The sequence below is a fragment of the Microbacterium sp. M genome, from assembly GCF_045181065.1.
GTDB lineage: Bacteria > Actinomycetota > Actinomycetes > Actinomycetales > Microbacteriaceae > Microbacterium.
In genome coordinates, this window is record NZ_CP173721.1 from 314,013 (window position 1) to 336,627 (window position 22,615).

At 69.5% G+C, this 22,615-nt stretch carries 24 protein-coding genes; 17 read left to right on the forward strand and 7 right to left on the reverse strand.

Annotation, left to right across the window (positions count from 1 at the left end; translation table 11 throughout):
* Positions 1–59 precede the first annotated feature (59 nt).
* Positions 60–1,256, reverse strand: coding sequence for a cobalamin-independent methionine synthase II family protein (locus ACI7YT_RS01530; RefSeq protein WP_406248519.1), 1,197 nt, complete (start codon positions 1,254–1,256; stop codon positions 60–62).
* 71 nt (positions 1,257–1,327) lie between these two features.
* Here ACI7YT_RS01530 and ACI7YT_RS01535 point away from each other — a divergent pair, with 71 nt between their 5' ends.
* A complete protein-coding gene (locus tag ACI7YT_RS01535) occupies positions 1,328–1,723 on the forward strand; it encodes a hypothetical protein (RefSeq protein WP_406248521.1) in 396 nt (131 codons plus the stop codon).
* A 5-nt stretch (positions 1,724–1,728) separates the two neighbouring features.
* Here the strand turns inward: ACI7YT_RS01535 and ACI7YT_RS01540 are convergent, their stop codons facing one another.
* Positions 1,729–3,165, reverse strand: a complete 1,437-nt coding sequence (locus ACI7YT_RS01540; RefSeq protein ID WP_406248523.1) for an MFS transporter — start codon at positions 3,163–3,165, stop codon at positions 1,729–1,731.
* Between the two features lie 61 nt (positions 3,166–3,226).
* Here ACI7YT_RS01540 and ACI7YT_RS01545 point away from each other — a divergent pair, with 61 nt between their 5' ends.
* The 3 genes from ACI7YT_RS01545 (at position 3,227) to ACI7YT_RS01555 (ending at position 6,132) form a co-directional block, all read left to right on the forward strand.
* A complete protein-coding gene (locus ACI7YT_RS01545) occupies positions 3,227–3,844 on the forward strand; it encodes a hypothetical protein (protein ID WP_406248525.1) in 618 nt (205 codons plus the stop codon).
* An 81-nt stretch (positions 3,845–3,925) separates the two neighbouring features.
* A complete protein-coding gene (locus tag ACI7YT_RS01550) occupies positions 3,926–5,266 on the forward strand; it encodes an FAD-binding oxidoreductase (protein ID WP_406248526.1) in 1,341 nt (446 codons plus the stop codon).
* Between the two features lie 23 nt (positions 5,267–5,289).
* The gene (locus tag ACI7YT_RS01555) at positions 5,290–6,132 is read left to right on the forward strand and encodes a sigma-70 family RNA polymerase sigma factor (RefSeq protein ID WP_406248528.1); all 843 of its coding nucleotides are present in this window, start codon (positions 5,290–5,292) and stop codon (positions 6,130–6,132) included.
* Between the two features lie 10 nt (positions 6,133–6,142).
* Here the strand turns inward: ACI7YT_RS01555 and ACI7YT_RS01560 are convergent, their stop codons facing one another.
* Entirely contained in the window at positions 6,143–7,612 is a 1,470-nt protein-coding gene (locus tag ACI7YT_RS01560) for a peptide MFS transporter (protein ID WP_406248529.1), read from the reverse strand.
* Between the two features lie 131 nt (positions 7,613–7,743).
* Here ACI7YT_RS01560 and ACI7YT_RS01565 point away from each other — a divergent pair, with 131 nt between their 5' ends.
* From ACI7YT_RS01565 to ACI7YT_RS01575, 3 genes are read left to right on the forward strand one after another with little or no spacing between them, the layout of a single operon-like run.
* Positions 7,744–9,129: a glycine--tRNA ligase gene (locus ACI7YT_RS01565; protein ID WP_406248531.1), complete on the forward strand. Its 1,386-nt coding sequence runs from the start codon at positions 7,744–7,746 to the stop codon at positions 9,127–9,129.
* 36 nt (positions 9,130–9,165) lie between these two features.
* Positions 9,166–9,984, forward strand: coding sequence for a serine hydrolase domain-containing protein (locus ACI7YT_RS01570; protein ID WP_406248532.1), 819 nt, complete (start codon positions 9,166–9,168; stop codon positions 9,982–9,984).
* Between the two features lie 43 nt (positions 9,985–10,027).
* Positions 10,028–10,690 carry a hypothetical protein gene (locus tag ACI7YT_RS01575; protein ID WP_406248534.1) on the forward strand — a complete coding sequence of 221 codons (663 nt, stop codon included), beginning with the start codon at positions 10,028–10,030 and terminating at the stop codon, positions 10,688–10,690.
* 15 nt (positions 10,691–10,705) lie between these two features.
* Here the strand turns inward: ACI7YT_RS01575 and ACI7YT_RS01580 are convergent, their stop codons facing one another.
* Positions 10,706–11,671: a helix-turn-helix transcriptional regulator gene (locus ACI7YT_RS01580; RefSeq protein WP_406248536.1), complete on the reverse strand. Its 966-nt coding sequence runs from the start codon at positions 11,669–11,671 to the stop codon at positions 10,706–10,708.
* A 68-nt stretch (positions 11,672–11,739) separates the two neighbouring features.
* Between ACI7YT_RS01580 and ACI7YT_RS01585 the strand changes: the two genes are divergently transcribed.
* On the forward strand, positions 11,740–12,873 hold the full coding sequence (locus ACI7YT_RS01585) for an epoxide hydrolase family protein (RefSeq protein WP_406248537.1): 1,134 nt from the start codon (positions 11,740–11,742) through the stop codon (positions 12,871–12,873).
* Between the two features lie 44 nt (positions 12,874–12,917).
* On the opposite strand, the gene ACI7YT_RS01590 is transcribed toward ACI7YT_RS01585, so the two are convergent.
* The 3 genes from ACI7YT_RS01590 to ACI7YT_RS01600 are packed head-to-tail and all read right to left on the reverse strand — an operon-like array spanning position 12,918 to position 15,233.
* Positions 12,918–13,343, reverse strand: a complete 426-nt coding sequence (locus ACI7YT_RS01590) for a DUF1801 domain-containing protein (protein WP_406248539.1) — start codon at positions 13,341–13,343, stop codon at positions 12,918–12,920.
* On the reverse strand, positions 13,340–13,912 hold the full coding sequence (locus ACI7YT_RS01595; RefSeq protein WP_406248541.1) for an HhH-GPD-type base excision DNA repair protein: 573 nt from the start codon (positions 13,910–13,912) through the stop codon (positions 13,340–13,342). Before ACI7YT_RS01595 ends, ACI7YT_RS01590 begins: the two co-directional genes overlap by 4 nt.
* Before the next feature lie 25 nt (positions 13,913–13,937).
* Positions 13,938–15,233 carry a glutamyl-tRNA reductase gene (locus ACI7YT_RS01600; protein WP_406248542.1) on the reverse strand — a complete coding sequence of 432 codons (1,296 nt, stop codon included), beginning with the start codon at positions 15,231–15,233 and terminating at the stop codon, positions 13,938–13,940.
* Between the two features lie 75 nt (positions 15,234–15,308).
* On the opposite strand from ACI7YT_RS01600, the gene hemE reads away from it, so the two are divergent.
* The 9 genes from hemE (at position 15,309) to hemB (ending at position 22,590) form a co-directional block, all read left to right on the forward strand.
* Positions 15,309–16,331 carry a uroporphyrinogen decarboxylase gene (gene hemE / locus ACI7YT_RS01605; protein WP_406248544.1) on the forward strand — a complete coding sequence of 341 codons (1,023 nt, stop codon included), beginning with the start codon at positions 15,309–15,311 and terminating at the stop codon, positions 16,329–16,331.
* Positions 16,328–17,827: a protoporphyrinogen oxidase gene (gene hemG, locus ACI7YT_RS01610; RefSeq protein ID WP_406248546.1), complete on the forward strand. Its 1,500-nt coding sequence runs from the start codon at positions 16,328–16,330 to the stop codon at positions 17,825–17,827. Before hemE ends, hemG begins: the two co-directional genes overlap by 4 nt.
* 124 nt (positions 17,828–17,951) lie before the next feature.
* Positions 17,952–18,365, forward strand: coding sequence for a hypothetical protein (locus ACI7YT_RS01615; protein WP_406248548.1), 414 nt, complete (start codon positions 17,952–17,954; stop codon positions 18,363–18,365).
* Position 18,366: 1 nt separating this feature from the next.
* Positions 18,367–18,774 (forward strand): phage holin family protein, encoded by a 408-nt coding sequence (locus ACI7YT_RS01620; protein ID WP_406248550.1) that lies wholly within the window; start codon positions 18,367–18,369, stop codon positions 18,772–18,774.
* The gene (locus ACI7YT_RS01625; protein WP_406248552.1) at positions 18,761–19,054 is read left to right on the forward strand and encodes a hypothetical protein; all 294 of its coding nucleotides are present in this window, start codon (positions 18,761–18,763) and stop codon (positions 19,052–19,054) included. The genes ACI7YT_RS01620 and ACI7YT_RS01625 overlap by 14 nt, the downstream gene beginning before the upstream one ends.
* Before the next feature lie 78 nt (positions 19,055–19,132).
* Positions 19,133–19,810 (forward strand): hydrogen peroxide-dependent heme synthase, encoded by a 678-nt coding sequence (gene hemQ, locus ACI7YT_RS01630; protein ID WP_406248554.1) that lies wholly within the window; start codon positions 19,133–19,135, stop codon positions 19,808–19,810.
* Between the two features lie 7 nt (positions 19,811–19,817).
* The gene (hemC, locus tag ACI7YT_RS01635; RefSeq protein ID WP_406248556.1) at positions 19,818–20,810 is read left to right on the forward strand and encodes a hydroxymethylbilane synthase; all 993 of its coding nucleotides are present in this window, start codon (positions 19,818–19,820) and stop codon (positions 20,808–20,810) included.
* Positions 20,810–21,607: a uroporphyrinogen-III synthase gene (locus ACI7YT_RS01640; RefSeq protein ID WP_406248557.1), complete on the forward strand. Its 798-nt coding sequence runs from the start codon at positions 20,810–20,812 to the stop codon at positions 21,605–21,607. The genes hemC and ACI7YT_RS01640 overlap by 1 nt, the downstream gene beginning before the upstream one ends.
* On the forward strand, positions 21,604–22,590 hold the full coding sequence (hemB, locus tag ACI7YT_RS01645; RefSeq protein WP_406248559.1) for a porphobilinogen synthase: 987 nt from the start codon (positions 21,604–21,606) through the stop codon (positions 22,588–22,590). The genes ACI7YT_RS01640 and hemB overlap by 4 nt, the downstream gene beginning before the upstream one ends.
* Positions 22,591–22,615: the final 25 nt, after the last annotated feature.

Genomic DNA, 22,615 nt, shown 5'->3' on the forward strand with positions numbered 1-22,615 from the left:
AGCGACCTGACGAGCGATCGGCGGCGGCCTTGACAGGAGCGCCCGGATGGGCGAACGGCTCAAGCGCGGACGCGCCGCGCACCCTCGCCCAGAGCCTCGAGCTTCGCCCACGCGATGTCGGCGTGCACGCGGCCGCCCAGCCCGCAGTCCGTCGACGCGATGACGCGGTCCGCGCCCACGATGTTCGTGAACCGTTCGATGCGCTGAGCGACGAGGTCGGGGTGCTCGACGACGTTCGTGGCGTGGCTGACGACTCCCGGCACCAGGACGAGGTCGTCCGGAACCGCAGCATCCGCCCAGGCGCCGAACTCGTGCTCGTGACGGACGTTGCCCGCCTCGAACGAGATCGACCCGACGTTCGCCTTGAGGACCTCGGGGAGGATCTTGGCGATCTCGATGTCGGTGACGTGCGGTCCGTGCCAGGAACCCCAGCACAGGTGCAGGCGCACGAGCTCCTTCGGCAGACCCTGGATCGCGTAGTTCAGCGCCTCGACGCTCTTCGCGGTGAAAGCCAGGTAGTCCTCGACGCTCGGCTCGGGGCTGATCTGGTCCCAGTTCTCGGCCAGCGACGGGTCGTCCAGCTGGACGATGAGCCCGGCATCCGTGATGGCCTTGTACTCCTCGCGCAGGGTCTCCGCCCACGCCCACAGGTGCTCCTCGTGGGTGGCGTAGTGCTCGTTCCACACCCGGGCGGCCGAGCCGGGGGCGATCGCCGTGATGAAGCCCTGCTCGCCCTCGCCGAGGGCGGCGGTGAGCTGGCGGATGTCGGCGGCCACGGCATCCTGACCCTTGTACGACAGCGGGCCCGTCGTCGTGGGGAACTCGGTTGCCGGCTTGCCCTCGAATGCGCCGGAGTGCGCGTCGCCGTAGACCCGGGGGAACAGCTGGCGGTCGCGGCGGTCGACGAAACTGGTGAGTTCGATGTTCCCCGGTGTCGAGACGGCTGTCGGCTGGGTGAACAGATTGTTGTCCGTGAGAGCGAGGCCGTTCACGCGCTGGAACGAGTAGCTCCACCAGGCGCCGTAATCGAGCGGGTTCGACATTGCCTTGCCGAACTCGCCGTCGCCCACGAGAGTGATGCCGGCTTCGCGCTGGCGACGCACGACGTCGGCCACGGCATCCGCCACTAGGGCCTCGAACTCCGGGGTGCTCTCGAGAGTGAAGCCGTCGTCGCCGAACGGGCGAGCGGCGTTGGCCGCGATGAGGGCCTCGGTGCGAGGAAGACTTCCGGAGGTGGTGGTGGCGATCGCGCTCATGCTCCGACGCTACCGGGAGGAGGTGGATGCCGCCGATTCCCGTGACGAAGCATGACCCGTAGGCTCGAGGAATGACCGACCCCGACTGGACCCCGCACCGCCGGGAAGACGGTGAGCTGCTCGGCTGGATCCACCCGGCGGGTGATGACTGGACGGCTGTGGACGTGCTCGGACGCACGGTGTCCGAAGGCATCGACTGGCTGGACGCCGAAGCCGCGCTCGAGGCGCACGGTCTCGCCTGGCTCGCGGACCCGTGGATGCTGGAGGGCGAGACCGCCCGCCCGCTGCGGGTGCGGATCGTCGAGGTCACTCCGACGGATGCCGGTCGTGCCGGCCGCATCGTCGTGAAGGTCGATGACTTCGGCGACATGAGCCGCCCGGCATCCGAGCCCTACGTCCTGCCGTGGCCGCTGCCGGCCCGGTTGCGCCTTCCGCACGCCGAAGACCCTGATCCGCGCGTGTTCTGATCGCCTCAGGGCAGTGAAGGGTGGGCCTCGACGGCGCGCTGTCGCGGGATGAAGAGCGACAGCACGACAGCCACGATGCCCGCGGCGATCGCGAGCCAGAAGCACACCTGGAAGGCTTCCCTGGTCGGCAGCGCGACGCCGTCGACCTCGACGCTCATCGCGGCGAGCACGCCGCCCATCACGGCCGAGGCGCTCGACGTTCCGACGGAGCGGAACAGCGCGTTCAGCCCGTTCGACGCGCCGGTCTCGTTCGCCGGGACCGAGCGCATGATGATCATCGGCATGGCGGCGAACGTGAAGCCGATCCCGACGCCGATGAGGATGTTCGCGACGAGGATGTGCCACACCTCGGTCGACCACAGCAGCACGAACACATAGGCGAGGACGATCGCCGTGGCGCCGCCGGTGAACAGCGGCCGCGGGCCGATCGTGCGCTCGAGCCAGCCGGACAGCGGCGAGATGACCATCATCACGAGACCGGCCGGCATCACGATGAGCGCGGCGCCGACCATGTCGAGTCCGAACCCGCCGGTCACCACGGGGAGTTCGAGCATCTGCGGGAACGTCACGTTGGAGGCGAACAGGGCGAACCCCATGCCGATCGCGGCGATGTTCGTGAACAGCACGGCGGGCCGAGCGGCGACGCGCAGGTCGAGCAGCGGGTCTGTCGTGCGCAGCTGGTACCAGCCCCACACGAGCAGCACGGCGACGCCGCCGACGATGCAGACGAGGGTCAGCGGGGCGGTCCAGCCCCATTCGGCCCCGCGCGAGACGAACAGCAGCAGGCCGGTCAGCCCGATCGCCAGCCCGATCGCGCCGGGGATGTCGAGTCGGCCGGGGGAGCGGAGCACGTCTTCCGGCACGAACAGGAACACCAGGACGAGGCCGACGACGCCGAGCGCGGCGGCGAGCCAGAAGAGCGTGTGCCAGTCGGCGTGCACGGCGAGCAGCGCCGCCACCGGCATCCCGATCGCACCGCCCACGCCCATGGTCGCGCTCATCAGCGCGACGGCCGTGCCGAGCCGCTGCGGAGGCAGGATGTCGCGCATGATCGCGATGCCGAGCGGGATGACCCCGGTCACGCCGCCCTGCAGGCCGCGCCCGATGATGACGCCGACGATCGAGCCGGACAAGGCGGCGATGAGCGAGCCGAGCACGAGCAGTGCGAGCAGCACGACGACCACGCGACGCTTGCCGTACATGTCGCCGAGGCGACCGGAGATCGGCGTGGCGACGGCCGCGACGAGCAGCGTGATCGTCACCACCCAGGTCGTGTCCTCGCGGGACGAGTTCAGCAGCCGCGGCAGCTCTGCCTGCAGAGGAACCACGAGCGTGAACATGAACGATGCGCAGAGTCCTGCGAAGGCCAGTACCGCGACGCTCGCCCACAGAGGCGGGGTCCGGGAGAGACGCCGTCGCGCCTTCTCGTCATCCGTACCCACACTCCAAGGCTATCGGCGCTGAAGACAACGGGCTCCGTCGTCGCCGTGGTTGCATGAAGCCATGAGCGACGCACCCTTCGAACAGCATCCCGCGGATTCCGTCTACCATCGTCGTCTGCCGATCGGGGAGCGACTCGATGCGACGTCACTCACCGAGGGGCTGCCGTGGGCGATCGAAGAGCTCACCATGCGTCCGCTCGAACCGATGCTGGTGCCGGAGATCCCGCGCGGCGGAGAAGTGGACCCTGCCGAGTGCCGCACCTGTCAGCCGAACATGCACACGATCTGGCAGGACGAGCACTGGAAGGTCACCGCCGGATGGGAGCCGGGCGGCCTGCCCTTCATCGGCGCGATCGCACCACGCGAGCACTGGCTGCTGGAGGACGCCCCTCACGAGGTGCTGGCCGCTTACGGTCCCTTGATGCAGCGGATCTCGGAGGTCGTCAAGTCGATCCCCGGCGTCGCACGCTGTCACTTCGCGCGATGGAACGACGGGTCGGCGCATCTGCACATGTGGGCGCTCGCGCGCCCGGCGGGAATGATGCAGGGGCGCGGGGCGATCCTCGAGTTCTGGAACGACATCCTTCCCGCGATCGACGACGACATGATGCGCGAGCACCTCGACATCGTCGCGAACGCGCTCGCCGCGGGTGGTGGGGAGACGTACCCGAATCGCTGAGACCCGCGGCGCGGTCACATTCTCCGCGCACCGGTCGTCTCCTTCATGAACCGCCACCCGCGGACGACCGAAGGAGAATCCATGCATACCGCAGACGACCTGCTCGACGGCTTCACCGGCACGATCATCACCCCCGAATCCCCCGGGTACGCGCAGGCCGCGCGCACCGCCCTCGGCACCGCTGAGCCTGCGATCGTCCTGCGGCCGACGGACGTCGCCGACGTGCAGCGCGCCGTGCGGTTCGCCGCGGCATCCGACCGACCGCTCGTCGTCCGCGGGGGCGGGCACTCGGCGGCGGGACTGAGCACGGCGGACGACGCCATCGTCATCGACCTGAGCGCGCTGGACACCGTCGAACTGCTCGCCGAGCGCCGGGTGCGCGTCGGTGGTGGCGCGCTCTGGCGGCAGGTCGCGGACGCGCTCGCGCCGCACGGCCTCGCGATCTCCTCCGGCGACACCGCGGATGTCGGCGTCGGCGGACTGACGCTCTCGGGCGGCATCGGCTGGATGGTGCGCCGACACGGACTCACGCTCGACCATCTCCGCGCGATCGAGCTGGTGACGGCCGACGGGGAGGCGCTGCGAGCCGACGAGCGCGAGCACGCCGACCTGTTCTGGGCGCTCCGCGGCGGAGGCGGCGCGTACGGCGTCGTGACCGCGTTCGAGTTCGACGCCCGGCTCGCGCCGCAGTTCACGTTCGCGACGCTGACGTTCCCCGCGGACCGCGCAGACCGGGTCGCCCAGGCGTGGGCGCACTTCATGCGCACCGCTCCGCGTGAGATCAGCTCGACGCTGGTGCTGGCGAATCCGCTCGCCGGTGGCCGCGAAGCGCCGATCCAGGTGGCACTCGCGCGCTGCGACGGCGGCGACGTCGGCGATGCGCTGCGCACGCTGGGTGCCGCGTCGACGCCGCTGACGGAGGATGTCAGGGTGCTGCCGTACCCCGGGATCCTGCACGAGGGTCAGGAGCTCCCGGCCGGGCTGCGCGTCGCTCTGCGCAGCGGATTCGTCTCTGAAGCGGAATCGGATGCCGCGGTCGAAGCCGTCGTCCTGATGGCGGCGGAGGAACAGCCGGCTGCGATCACGCTGCACGCCCTCGGCGGTGCGTTCGGCGCGATCCCCGCGGCCGCCACGGCCTTCGCGCATCGCCATGCGGCGCTCATGGTGAGCACGTTCGCCGTGGCGCCGGCTCCGGCGTACGACGGCCTGCTCGCGCGCATGGCCGACCTGTGGCGCCCGCTGGTTCCGCTCACGGATGGCGCATATGCGAACTCCCTCGACGGGTCGGCAGCGGATGCCGTGGCGTCCGTGTATCCGCAGAGCACGCGTGCGCGACTGGCGAAGGTCAAGAGCCTCTACGACCCGGCGAACCTGTTCTCCCGGACGTTCGCACCGGCACCGGCACCGGCACCCGCGCGATAGCCTCGCATCGGACAGGAGACACGATGAGCGATTCCCGCGCGCTCGCCGCGGAATTCGACCTGCACCGCCGCTATCTGACGACGGTCGCGTACCGGATGCTCGGCGTGCGCGCCGACGCCGAGGATGCCGTCCAGGAGTCGTGGTTCCGTCTCGAACGCGCGGACGACGCCATCGACGACCTACGGGCGTGGCTGACGCGGGTCGTGAGCAGGATCTGTCTGGACCAACTGCGCTCGCGGACCCGAAGGCAGGAGAACCCGCTCGACGACCTGCCGGACGTCGAGTCGCCGCATCCTGACGACGGCCCGGCCGCGCGGGCCGAACAGGTCGACCGGGTCGGCTATGCGCTGATGCTCGTCCTCGAACAGCTCACGCCGGACGAGCGGCTGGCGTACGTCCTGCACGATGTGTTCGGGATGCCGTTCGAGGAGGTCGCGGATGTGGTCGATCGCTCCCCGCAGGCGACTCGAAAACTGGCCAGTCGTGCACGCGAGCGGATCCGCGGAGCCGCACCCTCGTCCCCGCAGGAGCGCGCCACGCGGGCGCAGCAGCGCGAGGTCGTGGAGGCCTTCCTCGCCGCGGCGGGCAGTGGAGACTTCACCAAGCTCCTCGGCGTGCTGCATCCCGACGTCGAGTTCCGCGTCGATCAGGGGGCGGACGGAGTGCGCATCGTGCGCGGCGCGGAGCCGGTCGCGTCTCAGGCTGCGGAGTTCCGCCGCTTCGCGCGCGATTACGCCTTCGAACTCGTGGAACTCGGCGACGGGTTCGGCGTGCTCGCCTCCGATCGCGGAGCCCCCAGTTCGCTGCTGATGCTCCGCAGCGTCGACGGGCTCATCACCGAGATGGAGACGCGGCTGATGGCCTGAGCCGCGGGACTCACCGCACTCCTCTCATGAGCGCGAGGACCGGCCGCGCCGCGAGCAGCAGCGCGACGCCGATGGCGATCGCGATGCCGCCGAGGGTCGTGAAGTACGGCACTTCGTTCGTCGGGTCGTAGAACTGCGCGAGCCATCCGGCGATCGCGGTGCCGAGAGCGACCGACAGGAAGTACAGGGCCACCATCTGCGTGTGGAACCGCTCCGGCGCGAGCTTCGTGGTCACCGACAGTCCGGGCGGCGAGATGAACAGTTCGGCCACCGTGAAGACCAGCAGGATGAGGACGATCGCCAGCAGCGGGGTCGAATTCGCGTCTCCGTTGGCCCACGGCAGGAACAGCAGGAAGGCCGCGCCCATGATCATGGCTCCGAGAGCGAACTTCACCGGTGCCGAGGGGGCACGGCTGCCGAACTTCGTCCAGATCGCGGCGAACGTCCCCGACAGGATGATCACGAAGATCGGGGCGATCGAGTTGATCCATGAGATCGGCATCGTCCATCCGAAGACGGTGCGGTCCAGGCGCTCGTCGGAGTAGATCGTCAGCACGGTGAACTGCTGCTGATACAGCGACCAGAAGCCGACGTTCACGACGAACAGCGGGATGAAAGCGATCACGCGCGACCGTGCATCCGCGCTGATGGCCCGCGAGCCGATGATGACGACGAAATAAGCGACCGCGGCCACCGCTGTCACCAGGATCACGACCCCGGCGAGATTGTCGGCGCGGATCACGCCGGTCATGACGAGCACCACGATCACCGCGATCCCGGCCACCGCGATGCCGATCATCGCGCCGAACCTGCTCCGCGGGAGCGGATTCGCGACCACGCGGGACGCCTCAGGCAGCTGCTTGCGTCCGAACGAGTATTGGATCAGTCCCAGCGCCATACCGACGGCCGCGGCGCCGAATCCCCAGTGGAAGCCGACGTTGCTCTGCAGCCAGCCGGTGATGAGCGGCCCGAGGAAGGCGCCGAGGTTGATGCCGAGGTAGAACAGTGAGAATCCGGCGTCCCGTCGGACGTCCTTCGGTCCGTACAGGGTGCCGACGACCGCTGTGGCGTTGGCCTTGAGCCCGCCGGAGCCGATCGCGACGAGGATCAGCCCGACGCCCAGACCCCACGCGTTCGGCAGAACGGCGAGCGCGACGTGGCCGGCCATGATCACCCACGCGCTGTAGAACAGCACGCGTTCCGAGCCCACCAGGCGATCGGCCACCCAGGCGCCGAGGATCGTCGAGAGGTAGACCGTCCCTCCGTAGGCGCCGACGATGCCGGTCGCGACGTTCTTGTCGATCCCGAGCCCGCCGTCGGCGACCGAGAAGTACATGTAGATGAGCAGGATCCCCTGCATGCCGTAGAAGCTGAAGCGCTCCCACATCTCGACGCCGAAGACGTGCGCGAGCTCCCACGGCTGCCCGAAGAAGCGCGTGTCCTTGTCGCCGGCCGTGCGTTCCCCCCGCATTGTGCTCATGCCCATGACCGTAGCGCCGTCGGCGGGGGCACCGCGAGAGGACTCGCATCGTGCGGTCGAGGAACCGCCGGTAGGATTGGGATGCCCGTGATCACGGGTTCTTCCCGCGCCATCCGACCATTGGAGCCACCGTGGCCGAACAGTCCCGTCTTGACAAGGTCATCAGCCTCGCCCGCCACCGCGGGTTCGTGTTCCAAGCGGGTGAGATCTACGGCGGTTCCCGTTCGGCATGGGACTACGGGCCTCTCGGCACCGAGCTCAAGGAGAACATCCGCCGAGAATGGTGGCAGACGTTCGTCCGCGGTCGCGGAGACATGGTGGGCCTGGACTCCTCGATCATCCTGCCCAAGCGCGTGTGGGAGGCATCCGGCCACGTCGCGACGTTCAGCGATCCGCTGGTCGAGTGCCTGCAGTGCCACAAGCGCTTCCGCGCCGACAACCTCATCGAGGACTTCGAAGCGCGCAAGGGCCGCAAGGTCGAGAACGGCCTCGCCGACATCCCGTGCCCCAATTGCGGCACCAAGGGGCAGTACACCGAGCCCAAGGCGTTCTCGGGTCTCGTGAAGACCTACCTCGGCGTCGTGGACGACGAGTCGGGACTGTACTTCCTGCGCCCCGAGACCGCGCAGGGCATCTTCGTGAACTTCACGAACGTCCTCACCGCGAGCCGCAAGAAGCCGCCGTTCGGCATCGGGCAGGTCGGCAAGGCGTTCCGCAACGAGATCACCCCTGGCAATTTCATCTTCCGCACGCGCGAGTTCGAGCAGATGGAGATCGAGTTCTTCACGCCGCCCGCCGAGGCGCAGCAGTGGTTCGAGCACTGGGTCGAGGCCTGCTGGGCCTGGTTCCTCGACCTCGGGATCGACCCCGAGAACATGCGCCAGTTCGATGTTCCGGAGGACGAGAGAGCGCACTACTCCGCCGGAACGATCGACTTCGAGTACAAGTTCGGCTTCCCCGGCAAGGAGTGGGGCGAGCTCATGGGTGTCGCCAACCGCACCGACTTCGACCTCTCCAGCCACACCGAGGCATCCGGTCAGAGCCTGACGTACTTCGACCAGGCATCCGGCGAGCGGTACACGCCGTACGTGATCGAGCCGTCGTTCGGCCTCACGCGCTCCATGATGGCCTTCCTCGTCGACGCGTACGTCGAGGAGGAGGTGCCGAACGCCAAGGGCGGAACGGACGTCCGTACGGTGCTCAAGCTCGACCCGCGCCTCGCGCCGGTCAAGGTCGCCGTGCTGCCGCTGTCGCGCAACGAGAAGCTGTCGCCGCTCGCGCGCGAGGTCGCAGACGGACTGCGCGGGCGCTGGGCGATCGACTTCGACGACGCCGGCGCGATCGGCCGCCGTTACCGTCGCCAGGACGAGATCGGCACCCCGTTCTGCGTCACGGTCGACTTCGACTCGCTCGACGACAACGCCGTGACGGTGCGCGACCGTGACACGATGGCGCAGGAGCGCGTGGCGATCGAGAACCTGCACGAGTACCTCGCGGAGCGCCTGAAGGGCGCCTGACCCGGCGACCTCCGTCCGCCGTGAAACGATGGTGTCGTGGAGACGACGACCTTCGCCGCGACAGACGGCTTCCCGCACACTGCTCTCGTCGGTGTCACCGGCCCCGAGGAGACCCTCGCGGTGCAGGGCGACCAGCGCGCGATGCTTCCGCTGGCGTCCGTGACCAAGCCGCTCACCGCATGGGGCGTGTTCGTCGCGATCGAGCGCGGGCTCGTGGATCTGGACGAGCCCGCCGGCCCGGCCGGGGCGACCGTGCTCGACCTGCTCGATCACACCAGCGGCCTGCCGATGGAGGGTGACGGGCCTCTGCGGACCGTCGGGGAGCGCCGGATCTACTCGAATGCCGGGTTCGACGCCCTCGCCGCGCACGTCGCGGATGCCGTCGGCATGGCCTTCGCGGACTGGATGCTGCGCGAGGTCGCGCTTCCGCTCGGAATGGCCGACACCGACGTCACCGGTCGCCCGTCTGCTGGCACGCACGCGTCGATCCACGATCTCCTGATCTTCGGCCGTGAGGTGCTGCGCCCGACGCTGATTCCCGCGGCGCTGCGCGACCTCGCGCTCACCGTCTCCCACCCGGGGCTGCGCGGCATCGTGCCCGGCTACGGTTCGTTCGCCGACAACCAGTGGGGGCTCGGGTTCGAGCTCAAGGGCGCGAAGAGTCCGCACTGGCTGAGCGACGCGTTCCCCCCGGAGACCGCCGGCCATTTCGGCGCGCAGGGCAGCTTCCTGTTCATCGACCGATCGCGCGAGATCGCTGCTGCCTTCCTCTCCGGCGTTCCCTTCGGCGAGGAGCACAAACGGATCTGGCCGCCGCTCACCGACGAGATCGTCGCGCGTTACGGACCGCGCTGAGACGGTCGCGCGTCGCGTGATCCGCTGGCGATAGGGTGTCCGCATGATCGATGTGGACCCGGCCGGATCCGCAGTCGGCGTCCGCCGACGCACGGGGATCGTCGGTGGCGCGCTGCTCGTGGCATCCGCTCTGATGACGCTCGCGTTGCGGAGCCTTCCCGGAGTCGGCTTCGGGCTCTTCTCCATCCCCGACCTGCTCTTCGCTGCCGGGGCGGTGATCTTCGCCATCGGACTCGGGCGTGCGGGCAGTGTCACAGCGCGACGGCCGCTCGGAACGTTCGCGCTGGTGACGCTCGCGGTATGGATACTGCTGTCGCCGTTGTTCCTGCGGCTCAGCGCGCCTGCTTCCGCGGAGGACATCTCGGACGGTCTCATCATGTTCGCGGGGATGCTCAGCGTCACGCTCGAGGTGGTCTCTCTTGCGCTGGCGATCATCGCAGCCACGCAGATCGCGCGGATCGGTGCCGTGCCGCGCCCGTGGAATCGAGCGCCGCTCTGGGCGCTCGTCGCAGTCGCCGTCGTCCGCCTGCTGCGTTCCGCGTTCCTGTTCGGCGCATACTCCCTGAGCCAGGAGACGCTCGTCCTTCTGGATTCGCTCGGTGGACTCATCGAGGCAGCGGCGGTCGGGTTCCTCGGCGTCGTCGCGATCGTCGTCGCCGTGCGACCTGTGCCCGGTTCGACCACGGTGTACAGCTCGACGGCCTGACGGCGGAGCCACCGCTCAGTGGCCGGCCGAACCCGCGACAGCGCGTGCGTACCGCTCGGAGAGCAGCTTCAGGCGCGGGATCAGCTCCGGAGGGGATTCGACAGTGAAGTCCATCATGAGCATGCCGATGTATGCCGCGACCGTGTCGAGGCTGTCGGCGCCGGTGACCAGCACGCAGTGCCGATCATCGATCGGCTCGACGACGCCGACCGCCGCATGGATCCGGTCGAGGACGGCCTCGGCTGAGGCGTCGATCCGCAGGCGTGCATGCACGACCCAGCCGCTCACCGCGATCGTCCGCATCGCGAAGGCCGTGTAATCGCCGCCGGGGAGCGGTCGGGGATCGAAGCGGCGGTGCGTCGGCATCCGCAGTCGCATCCAGTCGACCCGGTAGGTGCCCCACTCGTCGGACTGCGGGTCGCGCGCGACGAGATACCAGCGTCGCACCCAGGTGAGCAGCCGGTACGGCTCGACGAGCACAGCCTGGCCGTCGTACTCGAAACGCAGCCATTCCGCGTTGCGGATCGCGCTCGCGATGTGTTGCAGCACGGCGCTGTCCACCTCCGGATCCGGGGCATCGGTGTCGTTGTTCTCGGGCGCTCGATCGACGCTCGACCGGAGTGCGTCCACCGTGGGCCGCAGGTGCGACGGCAGCACCTGCTCGAGCTTCGCCAGCGCTCTGGCGCCGGACTCGGCGACGCCGGCGATGCCCGCAGCGGCGCGCAGGCCGACGGTGACCGCGACGGCCTCCTCCTCGTCCAGCAGCAGCGGCGGGAGCTTTCCGCCGGCGCCGAGTCGATAGCCGCCGGTCGATCCCCGCGTCGCATCGACCGGGTACCCGAGTTCGCGCAGTCGCTCGACGTCGTGTCGGATCGTGCGCGCGGACACGTCGAGCCGTCGCGCGAGCTCGCTGCCGGGGCGTTCGGTCCCGGTCTGCAGCAGGGCGAGGAGAGCGAGCAGACGAGCGGTCGGATCGGCCATTGAGATCTCCGGAAGAGAGGTCTTTCATTAGGAACGAATCCAACCTAATGGGTTCCTACCGTGGAGACATGGAAAACACGAACCTCGCCCTTCGCCCCTTCACCGTCTCGGTCTCCGCCGCCGAGGTCGCCGATCTCCAGGATCGCCTCGCCCGTACCCGCTTGCCGCAGCCGTCGCCGACAGACGACTGGGATGCCGGAACTCCGAACGCCTACCTGCGCGAGGCGATCGACGCCTGGCGCGCGTTCGACTGGTCCGCTGCCGAAGCGCGCATCAACGCGGTGCCGCATTTCCTGACCGAGATCGAGGGGCAGACGATCCACTTCATCCATGTCCGCTCGCCGCACGAAGGCGCGACGCCGCTCCTCCTCGCGCACACCTACCCCGGTTCCTCGGTCGACTACCTCGACCTGATCGATCAGCTCGTCGACCCGGTGGCACACGGCGGGCGCGCGGAGGACGCGTTCGACGTCGTGATCCCCGATGCGCCCGGATACGGGTTCTCGCAGCCGTTGGCGTCATCGGGCTGGACGACGGCGCGGGTCGCGGCGGCGTACGACGCACTCATGCGCGGCCTGGGGTACGACGGCTACGGCATCCACGGCTCCGACAACGGCGCCATGGTCGCCCGGGAGCTGGGCCTGCGGAACCCGGAGGGCTTCCTCGGGCTGCACGTGCTGCAGCTGTTCTCGTTCCCCTCCGGCGACCCGGCCGAGTTCGAGAGGCTCGAGCCCGCCGACTACGCCGGCCTCGAGCACATGCAGTGGTTCCAGTCGGTCGGCGGTTACAACACGATGAACGCCTCGCGTCCGCAGACCGTTTCCGTCGGCATCAGCGACTCCCCGGTCGGCCTTCTCGCCTACAGCGAACTGTTCAACTCGTTCGGCAACGGCACGTCGCTGGTGCCGCTGGAGAAGATCCTGCTCGAGGTGAGCGTGAACTGGTTCGCGAACGCGGCGTCCGGGATGAGCCGCAGCTACCTCGAGAACGCGCGCGCCGAGCAGGAGCCGCAGGTCAATCACGCACCCACCGGCGTGGCGGTGTTCAAGGACGACTTCCAGACGATCCGCGTCTTCGCCGACCGCGACAACGACAACATCGTGCGCTGGAGCCGCTTCGACGAAGGTGGGCACTTTGCGGCGCTCGAGCGCCCGGAGCTCGTCGTCGGAGACATCCGCGCGTTCTTCGCCGGGCTGCGCTGAGCCCGGCATCCACGGCCCGTCGCCTCCGGGCGGCGGGCCTTCGCTCAGCCGGTGACGGTGAGCTGCACCTGATCCGTGCCGCCCGCCTCGACCCAGGCCTTCGAGCGCTCCAGGATGCCGCGGAGCACGTCGAGATCGACCTTGTCGAGGTCCTTGATGTACAGGCATCCCTTGCCGACCGTGTGGGCACCGAGCCGGGCGAGCGCTTCGGCGTGCTCGTCGACGCCGTCGAAGAGATAGATCGTGGATGCGGCCGTGCGCGGCGCGAAGCCGAGCACCCCTGAGTCGCCCTCGGTGCCGGTGGGGTAGCGGTAGTGGCAGGAGCCGAAACCGATGATCGTGCCCCACAGCACCGGCTCCCGACCGGAGACCTCCTGCATCAGGGCCGTCAGCGTCTCGGCATCCCGGCGCCGACGCTCGGGCGTGACGGCGGCGATGAACGCGCCGACGCTGCCACCGGTGGGCTTCATTTCGAGGCCTTCGCGGCAGCCTTCATCGCCTTCTTGTGCTCGCGGACCTTGGTCAGCGACTCCGGGGAGACGATGTCGGCGACGCTGCGGTACGAACCCTCTTCGCCGTACGGGGCGGATGCTTCGCGCCACCCGTCACCCGTGAAGCCATACTGCTTGCCGAGCAGGGCGAGGAAGATCTTCGCCTTCTGGTCGCCGAACCCCGGGAGCGTCTTCAGGCGCTTGAGCACCTCCGCGCCGGACGGCCCGCCCTCGGTCCACAGGGCGGATGCGTCGCCGCCCCAATCGCTGACGAGGGTTTCGCAGAGCGTCTGCACGCGCGCGGCCATCGAGCCCGGGAAGCGGTGCACGGACGGCGTCTGCTTGAACGCCTCCAGGAACGCATCGGGGTCCATGTGCGCGATCGCTGCGGCATCTGCAGCCCCCGTGCGCTGCTGGATCTTCAGAGGACCCGCGAACGCGGTCTCCATGGGAACCTGCTGATCCAGCAGCATCCCGATCAGCAGCGCGAGCGGGTTCTCGGTCAGCAGTTCGTCGGCGGCGGTGTCTCCGGTGATGTGAAGGGCCATGCCTCCAGTGTCGCACCGCGGCGGGTCAGGCGGTCGCGGACTCTTCGGATGCCGGGGCGACCGGCGCGATGCCGTACAGCGTTCCCAGCGCGGCGACGAAGTCGTCTGCGCGTCCCTCAGCCGCCAGTTCGTGCGCGCGCACCGTCGGAGTGTGCAGCAGGACGCCGGCGAGGTGACGCAGCGACTGCTCGATGCGACCATCCTCATCGCCGCGGGCCCTTGCCCGGTCGATCTCGGACTCCAGCAACGAGAAGATGTGCGACCGCATGGCGACAACCGCCGGGGTCACGCTCTGCTGCCGGCCGACGACGTGGAAGGTGTCCGCTGCTTCTCGGACGACGCTGCGCGCGGCATCCGTCGCCTGCAGCTCCTCCAGCGGCGCGTGCAGGCGGATGGTCTCCAGATCCAGCAGCGCGACGCCTTCGAGCTCGGCGATAGCCGGGTCGACGTTGCGCGGCATCCCGAGGTCGATCACGAGCTGCGAGTGCGGTCCGACGGGGCATCCGACGGCCACGGGTCCGGTGGGCGCCTGCAGCTGGTCGGGGCCGAGGACGGGCTCGGTCGCGGTCGTGCACGTGATCAGCAGCGACGAGCGCGATGCGACGCGGGCGTAGTCCTCTTCCGCCACCGGCGTGATGTCGTGCTTCTTCGCGAACAGTTCCGCACGACCGGACGGCGAGTACACCGAGATCTTCTGCGCGCCGCGCTCGCGCAGGGTCGCCAGCGTGACGGCGGCATATGCGCCGGTGCCGACGAGCAGCACCCGTTCAGCGGACCAGTCCGCGATGCGGCTGTCGGCCAGCTCGAGCGAAAGGCGGACGAGGGACCGGCCGGCGCGGCCGAGCGCCGTGACGTTCTTGACCTTGCGCTGGGCCTGACTGGCGCGCTGGAACAGGCGCTCGAGCTCGGGGGAGGTGGTGCCCTCCTTGCGTGCGGAGCTCAGCGCGCGGCGGACCTGGCCGGCGATCTCGCCTTCGCCGGGCACGACGGATTCGAGGCCGGATGCCACGGCGAAAAGGTGCTCGGCGACGCGACGGCCGGAGTGCACGGCGTAGGACCCGTCCAGGTCGGATGCCGGGATGCCGGAGGACTGCTCGATCGCTTCGAGGACCGCTTCGACGCCGACGGCGCCGGCGGCGGTGACCGGCTCATCGATCTCCACGTACGCCTCGAACCGGTTGCACGTCGAAAGGACCACAGCCCCTTGAACGCACGGCGCGATGTTCAGAAGATTCGGCGCGACGTCATCTGGGGTGCGGCTCAGTCGTTCGAGCATGTCGAAAGAGGCGGTCTTGTGACTCGCCGTCACACACAGCAGCACAGAGTGATTCTACGCCGTGTCGAAAGGAGGTCGCTCTCAGGCGGAAACAAAGGTCCTGGATGGGAGGATGGAAGCATGCCTGCACCCACCGCCCCACTGCTGCGCGCGCTTGCCGGAGACCGCCCGGAGACCGCTCCCGTCTGGTTCATGCGACAGGCCGGCCGCTCGCTTCCCGAGTACCGCGAACTGCGCGTCGGCACGCGGATGCTGGATGCCTGCCTCACCCCGGATCTGGCCGCCGAGATCACGCTGCAGCCGGTCAGGCGGCATGGCGTCGACGCCGCGGTGTTCTTCAGCGACATCGTCATCCCGCTGCGACTCGCCGGTGTCGACGTCGTCATCGAACCCGGTCGTGGTCCGGTGTTCGCCGAGCCGGTGCGCACCGCCGCCGATGTCGACCGGATCACGGCCATCGACCCGCAGGACCTCGACACATCGGCGATCGCCGAGGCCGTGCGCATCACGACCGCCGAGCTCGGCGACACCCCGCTGATCGGCTTCGCCGGCGCCCCGTTCACGGTGGCGGCGTACCTCATCGAGGGCGGGCCGTCCAAGGAGCACCTGCGCGCCCGCGCCATGATGCACACCGATCCCGCCGCGTGGAACCGTCTCGCCGGTTGGCTGTCGCGGATCTCGCGCCGGTTCCTCGAGGCGCAGCGCGATGCCGGTGCCGCCACGGTGCAGCTGTTCGACTCCTGGGCCGGATCCCTCAGCCCCACGGACTACCGGACGTTCGTGGCGCCGCATTCCCGCGCGGCCGTCGACGGACTCGGCGTCCCGGTCATCCACTTCGGCGTCGGCACAGGGCCGTTCCTCGCCGACATGCGTCTCGACGGTGCAGCGCACGCCGTCGGAGTGGACTGGCGTCAGCCGCTCGACGAGGCCGCCGGCATCCTCGGCCCCGACGTGACCGTGCAAGGCAACATCGACCCTGCGCTGCTGTCCGCGCCGTGGCCCGTGCTCGAAGCGCACGTGCGCGAGGTGCTGGAGCGCGGACGCGCCGCGCGCGCCCACATCCTCAACCTCGGGCACGGCGTGCCGCCCGAGACGGATCCGGATCAGCTCACCCGGATCGTCGAACTGGTCCACGGCGCATGACCGAGCGTCCCGAGCCGGAACTCGCCGAGCGTGCGGCCGAACGGCACATCGTCGTCATCGGCGGTGGCATCGCGGGTCTGGTCGCCGCGCGCGAGTGCGCCAAGGTCGGAATGCGCGTGACCCTGCTCGAAGCCGCCGACGATCTCGGCGGCGCCGTGCGCCGCGCCGAGATCGACGGCGTCCGTCTGGATGCCGGGGCGGAGAGCTACGCGACCCGCGGCGGTCATGTCCGAAAGCTCGTGAAGGAACTGGGCCTGTCCGAGAAGGTGCAGACGCCGGCGGCCGGCGGCGCATGGCTGGCCGGTGTCCCCGGTCAGGAGCCGTCGCCGCTGCCCAAGGGCGGCATCCTCGGCATCCCCGCCAATCCGTTCGTCGATGACGTGCGTCAGATCATCGGATGGCGTGGCGCATGGCGCGCGTACGTCGACCGTCTGCGTCCGCCGCTGACGATCGGCCACGAACGCAGTCTCGGCCGACTGGTCCGCTCGCGCATGGGCGAGCGCGTGCTGGAGCGCCTGGTCTCACCGGTCGTGTCCGGCGTCTACTCAGCGCACCCCGACGACGTGGACGTCGACGTCGCGGCCCCCGGACTCAATGCCGCGCTCACCCGCGTCGGGTCCCTGAGCGGAGCGGTCGACGCGCTGATCGGTCAGCAGCAGTCGGCGCGCAAGGACAAGGCGCCGGGGTCGGCGGTCGAGGGTCTCGTCGGCGGCATGAGCACGCTCGTCGACGCGCTGCAGGCCGACCTCGTCAAGCTCGGCGGCGTCGTGCGGACGGCCGCCGCGGTCGAATCGCTCGGACGGACGGGTGACGAGTGGACCGTCATGGTCGCCCAGGGCGAGGATGCCGAGGAGTCGGATGCCGTGGCATCCGACTCCGCATCCGAACCGGAGCACGTGACGGCGGATGCCGTGATCGTCGCCACCGCCGAGGGCATGGCGCGAGCGCTGCTCGACGGCCACGTCCAGGACTTCGGAGAGTTCGGCGCCTCGCCCGAGATCGAGATCGTCACACTGCTGCTGGACGCGCCCGCGCTGGACGCGGCCCCCCGCGGCACCGGGGTGCTGACGGTGCCGGGGAGCTTCACCGCCAAGGCGCTCACGCACGCCACCGCCAAGTGGGCCTGGCTCCGTGAGGCCGCAGGGAACCGCCACGTCGTTCGGGTCTCGTTCGGCTCGCAGGGAGAGCCGGCGGCCACGGCATCCCTCGATGACGACGCCGCCGCGCACCTCGCGCTGGAGCAGGCGTCCGCGATGCTCGGCACCCCGCTGTCGTCGGCGCAGCTGGCCGGAGCGCACCGTGCGCGGTTCACGCAGTCGCAGCCGGCTTCTCTCATCGGCGCGGCCGAACGACGCGACGCGTCGCGCACTGCGGTGCAGGCGGTACCGGGGCTCGCGGTCGTCGGCGCCTGGTTGTCGGGAACCGGGCTTGCCCAGGTCGTCCCCGACGCGGCGACCGAGGCCGATCGCGTCCGACGGCACCTTCTCTGGGACTGATCGGGGGCTCGCTGTCAACCCCTCCGAAGATTAGATGCCGAAAACGGCATATGGGGTTACGCTGGAACCCCTGGCCCGCGGATCGAACGCGTGCGGCCCGACCGGAACAACGTGAGGAGACCCCATGAAGGGGAAGATCGGACTCGTCGTCGGACTCGGCGTCGGTTACGTTCTCGGCACACGCGCCGGGCGCGAACGCTATGAGCAGATCAAGACGCAGTGGCTGAAGGTGTGGAACCTCGACCCTGTCCAGGAGCAGGTGACCAAGGTCAAGGGCTTCGTCGGCGACAAGGCGGCCGCGATCCCCGGTGCGGTGTGGAACGGGGTCGTCAAGGTCACCAGGTCCGCGACCGGCCCCGGCACCCCTGGCCAGAAGCTGGACGCGACCATCGCTGCGGGCAAGGACGTCGTCGAAGAGGTCTCGGACGCCGCAGAGGATGTCGTGGACGAGGCCAAGGAGAAGGCGACAGCGGCGAAGTCGGCCACCACCAGGGCCGCGAAACCCGCCGCCAAGAAGCCCTCGCAGAACGGCAAGTGACATGGTGCGCGGATACCGCGACCGCGCGGACGACAGCCTGCTGACGCTGCTCGGCGACCTGCCGGACCTCGTCAGCAACCTCGTCAAGGCCGAGATCGATGCCGCCAAGGTATGGATCTCGCGCACCGCTAAGGATGCCGGGATCGGCAGCGTCTGGTTCCTCGTCGCGCTGTTCTTCCTGTTCTGGCTCGTGCCGATGATCCTCGTCTTCGCTGTCGCGGGGCTGTCGTCGTGGTGGCCGGTCTGGCTGTCCGCGCTGGCGGTCATCGGCATCCTGATCCTCGCCGTGCTGGTGTTCGCGCTGCTCGGCATCCTGAAGTTCCGCAAGGTCATGGCCAGGGAGAACCCCGGCCAGGCCGTCGCGAAGGACATCCGACTCGTGAAGGACGCCGGCGATGACGAATTCTGAGCAGTTCACGAACTCCGCGCAGCAGCTTCCCCGTACTGCGGTCCCGACGGGCCTCGCGGATCCGGTGCAGTCGGCGCGTGCCGAGTTGAAGGCCGCGCTCGCGGCCATCGAGGTCAAGGGCAACGTGCCGCGTCGCGTCGAGAAGGCCTCGAAGGAGGCGGCCGTCAAGGCGCGCGCCTTCGCCGACCGGAACCCGGTCGGCGCGATCGCCGCGGCTGTCGGGCTCGCCGCGGTCGCAGGCTCGCTGGTGTGGGTCATCGCCAGAGCGCTCTCGCGCTGAGCCTGTCGAAGCGAGGCCCGGCCTCTCGGCATCGGTCACGCATTAGCCATGCCCCGGGGAAAGGGGCAGACTGGAAGCATGTCCGAGCTGAGCGAAGAATCCCCATCCGGCTTCACCCTCTGGGCGGTGTGGCGCCGCAACCCGAACGCTCCGGTCCTCGAGACCGACGCGACCGAGCTCGAGACCATCGTCGAGCACATCGAGGATTCCGGCGTCACGATCCGCGGGTTCTACGACGTCTCCGGACTCAAGGCCGACGCCGACCTGATGGTCTGGCTGCACGGGCCGACAGCCGAAGAGCTGCAGAAGGCGCTGCGTCGCCTGCGTCGCACCGAACTGCTGCGCACCCTGATTCCCGTCTGGAACGTCATGGGCGTCCACCGCGACGCCGAGTTCAACCGTGCGCACGTCCCGGGATTCCTCCGTGGAGTCGAGCCCAAGGGCTGGCTGTGCCTGTACCCGTTCGTGCGCACGCCGGAGTGGTATCTCGCCCCCGAGGAGGAGCGCCGCAAGATGCTCGCCGACCACGGGCGGAAGGGCGCGGCCTTCACGGGCGTCATCGCCAACACCGTCGCCGCCTTCGCTCTCGGCGACTACGAGTGGCTGCTGCCGCTCGAAGCCGATGACGTCACAGAACTCGTCGACCTCATGCGCGATCTGCGCTACACGGATGCGCGTCTTTACGTGAAGGAGGAGGTCCCGTTCTACACGGGCCGGCGATTGCGCTTCGACGAGATCGCGGACGTGCTGCAGTAGGTCGGCGATGAGCACTCCGATCCGCCTCGGCACTCGTCGAAGCGCCCTCGCCAGGGCGCAGTCCGGCCACGTCGCCGCAGCACTCGAGAAGATCTCCGGCCGTCAGGTCGAACTCGTCCCGATCGTTTCCGAGGGCGACACGAATCGTGCCTCCCTGTCCGAGATCGGCGGCATGGGCATCTTCGCCACCCGCCTGCGCGAAGCGCTGCTCGCGGGCGAGTGCGACTTCCTCGTGCATTCGCTGAAGGACCTGCCGACCGCCATCCCCGAGGGACTCGTGATCGCCGCGACCCCGCCGCGTGAAGATGCCCGCGACGTCGCGATCACCCGAGGCGGGACCCCGCTGCACGCGCTGCGCCCCGGCTCGTCCATCGGCACAGGGTCGCCCCGCCGCATCGCGCAGGTGCGTCGACGCGCGCCGGAGGCCGAGATCGTCGACATCCGCGGGAACGTCGATTCGCGCCTGGCCAGGGTCGAATCCGGTGAGCTGGATGCCGTGATCCTCGCCGCGGCTGGCCTGTCCAGGCTCGGCAGCGAGACGCGTCTGCACCGCGAGGAGCTCGGCCTCGCCGAGTGGCCCACCGCTCCTGGGCAGGGAGCCCTGGCCGTGGAGACCCGGACGGATGCTCCGGCAGAACTGCATGCGGCCCTCGCCGCGCTGGACGATCACGACACGCATCTCGCGGTCGAGGTCGAACGCGGCATCCTCGAAGGTCTGGATGCCGGATGCCAGGCGCCGATGGCCGCGCACGCCGTCGTGGACGGCGATTCGGTGCGGATCAGGACGGTCGTCTACGCGGTCGATGGCAGCCGGCGGATCGGGCTCGACGTCACCGAGCCGCTGAACCAGGGGTATATTCGTCTGAACGGCAGTGGCAATGGTGCGGATGCTGCCGATGGTGCGGACCCGATGCACACAGCACGTGATATCGGGCTGTCTGTCGCCCGTCGGCTGCTCGGACAAGGGGCGGCCGACCTGGTTCCCCGAGAGCAATCCTGATGACCGAATCCGAATCGAAGCATGACAAGCCGCTGGCCGGCTGGCGCGTCCTCGTCCCGCGAGGAGGCCCGTGGGGCGACGGCGTCGCCGCCAGTCTCCGCTCGCAGGGCGCCGTGCCCGTCGTCGCACCGCTGATCAACTTCGGCCCGACGACCGATCAGGCCGCGCTCGACGCGGCGCTCGAGCAGCTCGCCGCGGGCGAGTTCGACTGGCTCACCGTCACGAGCGCCACCACGGTCGATGTGCTGTTCGCGCACCGCGCCGTCGTCCCGAAGAAGACGAAGATCGCGGCGGTCGGCGAGACGACGGCGGCTGCGCTCCAGGCCGCGGGCTACGAGGTGACTCTCGTCCCCGAGCAGGACAATTCGGCAGAGGGAATGGCCGCGCAGCTGATCGCGCTCGAGTCGAAGCCGCGTCGCATCCTCGCGCTGCGCAGCGAGATCGCCAAGCCCGTGCTCTCGAAGTCGCTGGTCAAGGCCGGCCACCGCGTGTCGAGCGTCGTCGCGTACCGCACGGTCGGCGTCCCGGTGACCGACCGCATCCGCCGCGATGTCGACAGCGGCCGTATCAACGCGATCCTCATCACGAGTGGATCCGTGGCGCAGCAGGTCCGCGAGCAGTTCCCCGAGATCCCCGACGAGACCCTGCTCGCCGCGATCGGGCCCAGGACCGCGAAGGATGCCCGCAAGGCGGGGCTGTCCATCCAGGTGGTCGCCGACAAGCAGACCGTTGATGCCCTGATCGAGGCCGTGTCGCACTTCACGCTCCCGCACGCGGCAGACGAGTTCGCACCGTGAGCTTCCCCGACATCCGCCCTCGCCGACTCCGGCAGTCGGCGGCCGTTCGCGACCTCGCGCGCGAGACCGATGTCCTGCCGCGGCAGCTCGTCCTGCCGATGTTCGTCCGCGAGGGCGTGAACGAGGCCGTTCCGATCGTTTCGATGCCCGGGGTCGTGCAGCACTCGCTGGATTCGCTGCGACGCGCAGCCGTCGAGGCCGCAGAGGCCGGCGTCGGCGGCGTGATGCTGTTCGGCGTTCCTGCCGTGCGCGATGCGATCGGCTCCGGTGCGGACGATCCGGACGGCATCCTGAACGTCGCGACCGCCGCACTCGCGGCCGAGGTGGGCGACGCGCTCGTCGTGCAGACCGACCTGTGCCTGGACGAGTTCACCGACCATGGACACTGCGGCGTGCTGGCGGCCGACGGCTCCGTCGACAACGACGCCACTCTGGAGCGGTACACCGCGATGGCACTCGCGCAGGCGCGCGCCGGCTCGCAGCTGCTGGGACTCAGCGGCATGATGGACGGTCAGGTCGCCGCGATCCGTCATGCCCTGGACGCCGAGGGCTTCACGGACACGCTGCTCCTCGGGTACGCGGCCAAGTACGCCAGCGCGTTCTACGGTCCGTTCCGCGAGGCGGTCGATTCGCAGCTGACCGGAGACCGCCGCACGTACCAGCTCGACCCGGCGAACCGCCGCGAGGGCGTCCGGGAGGCGCTGATCGACGAGGCCGAGGGGGCGGACATCGTCATGGTGAAGCCTGCGATGTCGTTCCTCGACGTGTTACGCGAAGTGCGCGACAGCGTGCATATTCCCGTCTGGGCATATCAGATCTCCGGCGAGTACGCGATGATCGAGGCCGCATCGGCGAACGGCTGGATCGACCGCAGGGCGGCGATCCTCGAGTCGCTGCTTTCGATCCGCCGTGCCGGCGCCGACGCCGTGCTCACGTACTGGGCGACCGAGGCCGCGGGCTGGCTCGCATCCTCGCGGCGCTGACGACCGCGGTGCACTGACACGGAAC